The sequence below is a fragment of the Capnocytophaga sp. genome (assembly GCF_030532915.1).
GTDB lineage: Bacteria > Bacteroidota > Bacteroidia > Flavobacteriales > Flavobacteriaceae > Capnocytophaga.
Window position 1 is genome coordinate 1 of the sequence record NZ_JAUNKD010000061.1, and the last position, 8,658, is coordinate 8,658.

The window sequence follows — 8,658 nt, forward strand, 5'->3', positions numbered from 1 at the left end:
CCCTATGTTCACGAGCCTTTGACCGAGGCGATGGTGGCGGATTTTGAAACGAAAACAGGCTTCCGACCACCTAACAGCTTGATTGTCTTGCTGAAAGAACAAAACGGCGGTTACACGCGTTACGGACTTTCTCAAACGCCTCCGATGCAACTTTGGGGCGTTGGTGAGCGGTATCCGTGTCTGATAGATTTAGGTAAAACCCTTGATAAAGAGGTGGTTGCACACATTACTTTTCCGCTGGACGGGCTACTTGCCTTTGATGGTGATGGACATTATTATTTCTGTTTGGATTATCGCAAAAACGCCGAAGAACCAACCGTGATTTGCATAGATATTCAGGACGATAGCGAGGAAGTTATCGCTGATAATTTTGACGAATTTTTAAAAATGTTGGTTTTGGACACGGACGATTTGTATGTGCTAAAAACGCAAAAACCATTGCAAGAAGCAATTCAAATCGTTAAAAATCAATTAGATATAAATTTTGAAATGTTGGATAGTTCCGATTACGGCTATGAAAGTTACAAAGCGAAATTTGGTGGACATTGGCTGTTTTTCAGTCCGAATGCCGTGCCGTTGGCGTTTGCCCGAGAGGGAGAACACAATTTTGACAAGCTAAAAAATTACGCCGAAAAAACCGCCCTCCGTTTTCCGGAAATTGATGCTAATTGCCTGTTAATCAATATTTATAATGAGAAAATCGTTCCAACTTTGCAGGAAAAACTAAACGGCATTTTTGAAATAGAACGCCTATCGGATATGATTTAGTAAAAAATAATTTTATGAAAAATAAAAGTAATTACAATTGACGAATTAAAAAGAGAATCAGGCAATTACGAAACGAGTATTTCGTACAATGGCAAGGAAGTAACTTTGGTTTTAGAGCCTGATGGGTCGCCCATTGAGGAAACTTTAAAAGTTGCTAACGAGATGATTTCCAATCTGATAACGCTCGATGCCAAAGCGAAAAAATTCTTAACGGAAGAATGTTTGGACACTTACAACGATGAAATCCGCGAAGATGACGAGCCTGAATTAGATACACATTCCTTTGAAAATCAACTGGTTTTAGACGAAATTTCGGTTGTGGGCAACGATTTCGTTTTGTTCTTTTACAAGGGCATTTTGGAGGACTTCACTTGGATGGCTTCCACTAGCAATGGCGAAAATTTTGATGAATGCGATATTTTGACATAAAAAGGGTGATTTTCATCGTAAACACGCAATTTATTGTGCATCAATGTAGGGAACGGATATATCATTCCATCATAAAAATGTATCTTTGCCCTACAAATCAAAAAATTGCGTGTCAAGGCTCTCGACCAAAAATTGAACGAAAAATATGCAAACATTACTAAAAGAATTGGAAAGTCACTGCCAAGGAGAGGAGCAAATGGCGCTGTGGGAAAAACTTAAAAAAATACAAAAGTTTAAAATTCAGCGAGACGGAATGTGGTTAAGCGGACTTTTAACCCGTTTTTTTATTGCGGAAAAATACGAAGCAATACAATTATTTTTTGAAAAATTAATCCAAGTTCCGTTTTTGGAAAACCTCCCAGCGTGGGCAAACACTGAGGAAATGCTGTGCCTTTGTTACGAAATTCCTAACGCAAGTGCAGCACAAAAACAAGCGATTGAAAAGCGATTTTTAGAAATTGCCAATTTCAAAACTTCCGTTAAAGAAGCTCAAGAAATTTATCAAAATTATTTACCTAACATATTGTCACTAAAGGACTTAAATGTAAGAAAAGAGCAAATCAAAAAGGCAATTACGGGCAATGATAAAAACTATGAAAAAATAATGCGTTTGGGTGTTTTTGTTCAGGCAATTCGTGTGAAAATTGCCAATTCGGTTACTGACAAAAATGCTGATTTAGAGCGTGATATGAATAAAATCATTACCGAACAAGTAACCGAACTCCGTTCCGACAAATTTCAAAAATAAGCTAAAACAATGAAACTGTACGAATTACAACCCAAATTACGCGCCGAGTGCGTTTATGTAACGGTCAAGGCGAGTGCAGACCGTATGTTTGACTATTTTGTGCTTCCTGATGGCGACGGCAAGTTTTTGCAATATATGAAATTGGTGGGTGAAGCCGATACGGGCGTGAAAGACAGCGATTTAGAAAAAGTAGATTTTTTAGAAGGGTTTGTGAGTCTACCCATTTTTTCGCAAAAATTCGTGGAATTGTTATCAGCAGAAATCGGCGATGAAATCACTTTTTATCCCATTGAAATTAAGGCAAAAACGACCAGCAAAGGCTTTTTTGTGGCGAAAATCAACCGCTATTTGGACATTATTGACTACGAAAAATCCGATGCCGAAATGATTGACGGTGAGCCTTTTTTGGCGACTATGGACAATGTGGTTTATAATGAAAATCTGCCTGAATTTTTTATCGCCCGAGACCGTTTCAGCCAAACGGATTGGTACATTTCCGACAAACTTAAAGCGCTGATAGACAAGCACAAATTGCAAATTAAAGTTGTTGAACCGTGGTAGGGAAGCGATATATCGCTTCCGCCGAATTCATTCCGCCGTAAATACGCAATTTATTGCGTATCAATGTAGGGAACAAAGTCCGCACTGCGGGGTATGTGAATATCCGTTCCGCCACATCGTTCCGCCAAAAAAACAAACGAACGAAAAATATAAACGGCAAAGATGTATCTTTGCCCTACAATAAGATGCTTATGTGCTATTTGGCAAAGGTTTCAAGAATAGTCATTTAGGTAAAATTAATAAATAACTTAATTTTATGAAAAATAAATTACGGAAAATCACTGTGGAGGGCAATGTGTATTACTACCGTTTTACCGACAATTTTCAAATGGAAACTTCTCCGTCTTTTATGCGGTTGCGTATCTTTTTGGAAGGCTGTAAAGCCACGCCTTTGGTGGTTGATTTTCATTGTAAATACGATCTTTACGCAGGATTTAGCCTAAAAGGAACGGATTTGTACAACGCCAATACGCAAAGCACGACACGAGTTAATATTCACGAAACCAAATACATACGCCAGTTTATTCTTTTAGGGAAACAAAACGGCTGGACGGGTAACAACACCACCAAAATACAAGACGGAATGGCGTATTTATCCGCATTGGGTTATGATATTCGTCCGATTTTGGCTGAAAATACAAGTCTTTTTCAAAATAATATCTTAAATTAACAAAAATGACTAAACTTTTGCTATTCGTAGGCTTGGGAAGTGGCATCGGAGGAATGCTTCGCGTTGCCTTGTCGCTGTTTGTGAATGCCAAATACGGCAAAATCGCAGGATTTCCCATTGGCATCGTGGCGGTGAATCTCATCGGCTGTTTTTTAATGGGATTTGTGGCGACTTATTTAAGTAAAAAGCCTGATTTTGAGTCTCTTTATAACTTCTTGGCAATAGGCGTTTTAGGAGGATTTACCACTTTTTCAGCCTTTTCGCTTGAAACCCTACAACTGATGCAACAGCGTGATTTTTTTAACGCCTTTTTGTATGTCGCCATCAGTGTTTTGGCAGGAATTTTGGCTTGTTTTTTAGGATTTTTTATTAAAAATAGTTTAACTTAAATTTAAGAAAAATGCCCCACGAAACTTATATCCTCACACGCATTTGCAAATGCGGCAACAAGGACGATTTTACGCTGGACAAAATCACGGCGGCGTTCGAGCTGGATTTTGAAAAATACTGGAAACGAACGCCGTGCAGTCGCTGTGGTGGTACGAAAACCGATTCGGTGTCGCACAGCATTCCGAAAATTGATGCCGAATTATTGAAAATTTGGAGTGAAAACCCTGATTATCAGTTTAGTCAGCAAGACGAAGATTTACTTCTTGCCAAAATGGAAAACCTGCCTTTGTTGCTTTCCTTTTTCGATGATAAAAATCTGTCCCAACCCAAAAAAGCGGTGATTGCCAGTGCTTTATGTACTTTGCTGTTTGACAATTTAAAGCTAAAAGGCGAAAATTATTCCGCTGAGCAAAAATCACAAATGCAAGAAAATCAAGCTGTTTTATTGCCCGAACTCATCCAAAGAAAAAATGAAATTCTCGCCTTTAAAGACAGCATTTGGGCGTATATTTGGAAGGAAGTGAAGGGCTATTTTGAGTGAAAAACCGCCTGTCGAGGCTCTGCCTGTAAATACGCAATTTATTGCGTATCATTTCGCTACAACTTTGGCAAAGTTTTGAACTTTGCCAAAGTAAGTGCAAAAAATCGGTAAATCTTCTTATTTTTGTTGCGGAAAGTATTTTAAAATGAATAAATTAACAGAAACCGAGTACGCCCAAAGTCTTGATGAATTACGCTATCTTTTTGCTTGGGTATTAATCCGTTACGGAAAATTTTCGCCTGAAAAAGCTCGAATCGAAACGCTTACAAAATTTCCGTATGAATCAGACAACCAACCTTTTAGGGATTTGATTTTTCACGAGGAGGCGTGGCATTGGGCAATGTTATTTTTGCACGGCGAGGGCTATTGGGAGGCATTTCCGCAGTATGTCCAAATTCCTGATGATTATCGCAAGACAGAAGATTTATTATTTCAAAAGCAATTGAAATTCAGTGATTTATTTTAGTTAATAATGTAAAAACAAACCCTTATCACAACAAAAAATTAAAAAAATGCCTCACGAAATTTACACCCACATCGCCCAAGCCATCGCCCGGTTTTCAGGTGGTATTGATGCTTATCTCGGCTGCCGAGAAACGCCCGATTTTGACAGCCGTTGGGTTGCTGCCTATGAGCGTGTTTATAATAGTCAAAGAAATGATTCTGAATTTATTAGCAATGAAAAAAGCCTACGCGAAAATGTCTTTAAACTCGTTTTTTCACGCACCCAAAACAGCGATTTGGCAGGGTATATTTCCGATGATGCAGGACTGATATACGCCGGTCAATACTTGCAAATCGCCGATGATTTTATTTATCAGCTGTACAAGCAATACAAAAACGCACAATTACCTAAATAACAACAATTTAACATATAAAACAATGAAAGAAATTGAAACTTTAAAAAACTTATTTGACACCGCCCAAGCCGATTATCTCACTTTAAAACAACAAATTGAAAATGAAGTGGTTAGTTGGTTTTGGGCGAGTAATGATATGTTTAGTTTAGTACCATTTTGGTTTGAACAAAATCGCTATGCAAAGGGTAAAATTTTAAAACAAGAACCTGTTAAAAATCGCCAATACGCCCATCAATACGGCGTAAATGCCCAAAATGAAATCATCGTCAATCGGGGAATGACTTCTTTTGCCGAGCAATTTTACGAAACTTTTTATTTTAGAAAAGACGGCGAGATTTTAAGCTATCATTTTGATTATGGGCAAGATAAAGAGCCGATTAACATCAAAAAATATGTCTATGACAAGGCACGGCTCACGACGATTTACTCTTGTTTTGAGGAAAATGGGCATTGGATTGAGCGGTTTATTTACGACAACGACAAACTTATCCGCAAAGAATGGCAGGGCGTGGACAATTACGGCGATGAATTTGACCGCACCAACACTTATGATTATGACGAAATTGGGCAACTTGCCACCATTAAAGAGGGCGATTATGTGTGGTATCAAAAACCACAAAAAGAGCTGTCTTACAAGCGTTTAACCGAACTTGTGCAAGAAAAACTGATTGCCTTATTAAAAGAAAATATCCAAAAAAATGCCCCTGATGAGCCGTTATATTGCATTAATTTAAGTTATTTTAGCCAAAATATGTTGCCTCCGGCCATTGGTTTTGGTACGGAATCTGACCGAAGTCAATGGCTTGAAAATAAGACGCATAACGATATTATTTGGAATGTCGCCGATTATAGCCATCAGCTGGATATGAGCCTTGATAATGAGACGATTGCCCTGTTTGATTTGTTCAATCAGCAAACCGAATTAAATGACAAATACAGCACCGCCGTCAAATTGATGGTAGAATGTGCTAAAATATTAAAGCGTGATTTACAGGAATTTAAGTTAAAAACTACCGATGATTTTGTGGTGATGGCAGGGTATTTTGACTGCTCGGATTTAAAGAAAAACTTTAAGCAAATCAATCCTGAATTGTTTGAAGTGTTTAAGAAAAAATTGCCGTAAATATGCCATTTGTTGCGTATCAATGTAGGGAAGAGATATATCTCTTCCGCCCCATTTATTTTAGCCATTTGAAAAATAAGCGTTTAGGCAATGTAACTATCACAAAATAAGCTATTTGATAGGAGTTATGGACATAGAAAAGCTAAAAACACTCGCTGCACAACTGAAAAATCCGCAGGGAGAAAAGGGGTTGGAAATCGCTGAAATGATGTATCAAACCAACCTTTCAATGATACAACACGCCTTGCAATATTTGGATGTTGCAAACGGAGATAAGGTTTTGGAAATTGGGTACGGCAATGGTAAACATATTCCGCTTTTATTTGAAAAAACACCTGTTATTTTCTATCACGGATTGGAAATTTCATCCTTAATGTACGAACAGGCAATCATAGAAAATCAAAAACGGATATTATATAAATTAGTTGATTTACAGCTATATAATGGAAGAGATATTCCGTTTCCAGAGGCTTTTTTTGATAAAATATTTACGGTGAACACCATTTATTTTTGGGAATTTCCCGAGCTGTTTTTGAAGGAGTTACATCGTGTTTTGAAGTTGGGCGGACGGTTAAGCATTTCGTTTATTGAGAAAAATTTTATGGAGAAAATACCCTTTACGCAGTTCGGTTTTACTTATTATAATCAACATAAAATCAATATGTTATTAAAAGAAATTCCGTTTGAAATGATAGCTTATCAAACCAAAAAAGAGCATATAAAAAGTAAAATGGGTGAATGGGTCGAACGAGAGTTTTCTACCGTTTCACTTATCAAAACTGAGGATAGAATTTAAATAAATATGCTAAAATTACATACCTTTGTCCATTATTAAAGGATTTAACGATGAAATTATCAAACAATACCATTTTAATTACGGGCGGTTCATCAGGTATTGGTTGGGCGTTGGCAAAGCGTTTTTATCAGCTTGATAATAAGGTGATTATCACAGGCAGAGATGCCGAAAAATTGGCTCAAATCAAAAATCAATACCCCAACATTGAAACTTTTGCACACGATTTGACCCAGCCCCAAGCCCTTGCCGATTTAACCGCTTTTATTAAAGAAAATCACCCTGATTTAAACATTTTGATAAACAATGCGGCGGTACAGTACAATTATTTATTTGTCGAAGCGCGTGATTACACTCAAAAAATAGATTACGAACTGGCTGTAAATCTGGCTGTTCCGATGAAATTAAGCATTAATTTACTGCCTATTTTATTGAAAAATGAAAATTCGGCGGTGGTCAATGTCAGTAGCGGACTTTTTATTGCACCGAAAAAAACGGCTTCGGTGTATTGTGCCACCAAATCGGCATTGCACAGTTTTAGCCAAACGCTTCGTTATCAGTTAGAAAACACGCCTGTTAAGGTATTTGAAATCGTGCCTTCACTCATCGATACGCCAATGACCCAAGGGCGTGGCAAATCAAAAATCAGCCCTGAAAAGTTGGTTGACGAATTTATAAAAGGTTTTAAATCAGATAAATACGAAATTTATATCGGTAAAACCAAATTGCTTAAATTCATTCATCGTATTTTTCCGAAAGTGGCTTATAACATAATGAAAAACGGATTATAATCGCTAAAAATTAAAGGTAACTTATGGAAAATCAGCCTAATATCGATATAGAAAATTTTTTAAAAGCAGTGCCTGAGGCATATGCTGTGTTTCAAAAAATGCCCCTTTCGCACCGAAACGAATACATCAAATGGATAAACGAAGCCAAAAAGCAACAAACCAAAGAAAAGCGTTTGGAAAAAATGGTCAATATGTTATTGGAAAAAATAAATAAGGAAAAACAATGAAAATACTTTTAAAATTAGAATACATCGCTCTTTTTGTGTTGGGCGTTGTGATGTTTGGGCAATCAGAATACGAATGGTGGTGGTTTTTAGTGCTATTCTTCGTGCCTGATGTGTCTATGGTGGGCTATTTAGTCAATTCAAAAATCGGTGCGATTTGCTATAATTTTGCCCATCATTTGGGCGTGGCTGTTGTTGTTTTTATATTAGGTAACTATCTTAATATGAATGAATTGGTAATGGCAGGAGGTATTCTACTAGCTCATTCGGCTTTTGATAGAATCTTAGGCTTTGGACTCAAATACAGCGATGATTTTAAAAACACCCATTTAGGAAAAATTGGAAATAAACTATGAAACCAACCATCAAAATCGCAAAAAATACAGCGGATTGTAAAGCCTTTTACCGAAAAATTGGCATTAGCGAGGGATTTAACACCGTCAATTTTAATTATTTTATCACAAAAAACGCCGATTAACGCCCTATTTTTATACTTTTGTAATCATAACTTCTTGTTTTTTTCAAAAATCAAGGTAAAATTATTGTTTAATTTTTTAAAAAGGAAATCGTATGAAAAAAACACTTATCATCGTGGCTCATCCTGATATGGAGGCTTCTACTGTGCATAAATGTTGGGTTACTGAATTAGAAAAATATCCCAATCACTACACCATTCACCGATTGTATCAAGCATATCCTGAGGGAAAAATCGATGTTCAAAAAGAACAAAACTTAGTTGAAACTCACGGAAATTTAGTTT

The 8,658-nt window shown here is 37.0% G+C and carries 16 protein-coding genes; all 16 read left to right on the plus strand.

Annotated elements, in window-relative coordinates:
• Positions 1 to 768, plus strand: a 768-nt coding sequence (locus tag Q4D72_RS11730) for an SMI1/KNR4 family protein (RefSeq protein WP_303078105.1), incomplete at its 5' end; no start/stop codon positions are given.
• Positions 769 to 804: 36 nt separating this feature from the next.
• Complete coding sequence (locus Q4D72_RS11735) at positions 805 to 1,197, plus strand: DUF2262 domain-containing protein (RefSeq protein WP_303078124.1); 393 nt, start codon at positions 805 to 807, stop codon at positions 1,195 to 1,197.
• 145 nt (positions 1,198 to 1,342) lie between these two features.
• On the plus strand, positions 1,343 to 1,945 hold the full coding sequence (locus tag Q4D72_RS11740; protein WP_303078107.1) for a hypothetical protein: 603 nt from the start codon (positions 1,343 to 1,345) through the stop codon (positions 1,943 to 1,945).
• 9 nt (positions 1,946 to 1,954) lie between these two features.
• Positions 1,955 to 2,506 (plus strand): hypothetical protein, encoded by a 552-nt coding sequence (locus Q4D72_RS11745; protein ID WP_303078109.1) that lies wholly within the window; start codon positions 1,955 to 1,957, stop codon positions 2,504 to 2,506.
• 256 nt (positions 2,507 to 2,762) lie between these two features.
• A complete protein-coding gene (locus tag Q4D72_RS11750; RefSeq protein WP_303078111.1) occupies positions 2,763 to 3,176 on the plus strand; it encodes a hypothetical protein in 414 nt (137 codons plus the stop codon).
• A gap of 5 nt (positions 3,177 to 3,181) precedes the next feature.
• The gene (gene crcB / locus Q4D72_RS11755; protein WP_303078113.1) at positions 3,182 to 3,565 is read left to right on the plus strand and encodes a fluoride efflux transporter CrcB; all 384 of its coding nucleotides are present in this window, start codon (positions 3,182 to 3,184) and stop codon (positions 3,563 to 3,565) included.
• Positions 3,566 to 3,576: 11 nt separating this feature from the next.
• On the plus strand, positions 3,577 to 4,107 hold the full coding sequence (locus Q4D72_RS11760; protein ID WP_303078114.1) for a hypothetical protein: 531 nt from the start codon (positions 3,577 to 3,579) through the stop codon (positions 4,105 to 4,107).
• Positions 4,108 to 4,252: 145 nt separating this feature from the next.
• Positions 4,253 to 4,573, plus strand: coding sequence for a hypothetical protein (locus Q4D72_RS11765; protein WP_303078115.1), 321 nt, complete (start codon positions 4,253 to 4,255; stop codon positions 4,571 to 4,573).
• Between the two features lie 46 nt (positions 4,574 to 4,619).
• Positions 4,620 to 4,967, plus strand: coding sequence for a hypothetical protein (locus Q4D72_RS11770; RefSeq protein WP_303078116.1), 348 nt, complete (start codon positions 4,620 to 4,622; stop codon positions 4,965 to 4,967).
• A gap of 22 nt (positions 4,968 to 4,989) precedes the next feature.
• Positions 4,990 to 6,090 carry a hypothetical protein gene (locus Q4D72_RS11775; protein ID WP_303078117.1) on the plus strand — a complete coding sequence of 367 codons (1,101 nt, stop codon included), beginning with the start codon at positions 4,990 to 4,992 and terminating at the stop codon, positions 6,088 to 6,090.
• A 127-nt stretch (positions 6,091 to 6,217) separates the two neighbouring features.
• Positions 6,218 to 6,886 carry a class I SAM-dependent methyltransferase gene (locus Q4D72_RS11780; protein WP_303078118.1) on the plus strand — a complete coding sequence of 223 codons (669 nt, stop codon included), beginning with the start codon at positions 6,218 to 6,220 and terminating at the stop codon, positions 6,884 to 6,886.
• A gap of 50 nt (positions 6,887 to 6,936) precedes the next feature.
• A complete protein-coding gene (locus Q4D72_RS11785; RefSeq protein ID WP_303078119.1) occupies positions 6,937 to 7,674 on the plus strand; it encodes an SDR family oxidoreductase in 738 nt (245 codons plus the stop codon).
• 23 nt (positions 7,675 to 7,697) lie between these two features.
• Positions 7,698 to 7,901 (plus strand): YdeI/OmpD-associated family protein, encoded by a 204-nt coding sequence (locus tag Q4D72_RS11790; protein WP_303078120.1) that lies wholly within the window; start codon positions 7,698 to 7,700, stop codon positions 7,899 to 7,901.
• Positions 7,898 to 8,254, plus strand: coding sequence for a DUF4260 domain-containing protein (locus Q4D72_RS11795; RefSeq protein ID WP_303078121.1), 357 nt, complete (start codon positions 7,898 to 7,900; stop codon positions 8,252 to 8,254). Before Q4D72_RS11790 ends, Q4D72_RS11795 begins: the two co-directional genes overlap by 4 nt.
• The gene (locus Q4D72_RS11800; protein ID WP_303078122.1) at positions 8,251 to 8,376 is read left to right on the plus strand and encodes a hypothetical protein; all 126 of its coding nucleotides are present in this window, start codon (positions 8,251 to 8,253) and stop codon (positions 8,374 to 8,376) included. The genes Q4D72_RS11795 and Q4D72_RS11800 overlap by 4 nt, the downstream gene beginning before the upstream one ends.
• A 92-nt stretch (positions 8,377 to 8,468) precedes the next feature.
• Positions 8,469 to 8,658 (plus strand): NAD(P)H-dependent oxidoreductase (locus Q4D72_RS11805; RefSeq protein ID WP_303078123.1); only part of this gene is annotated, 190 nt, incomplete at its 3' end.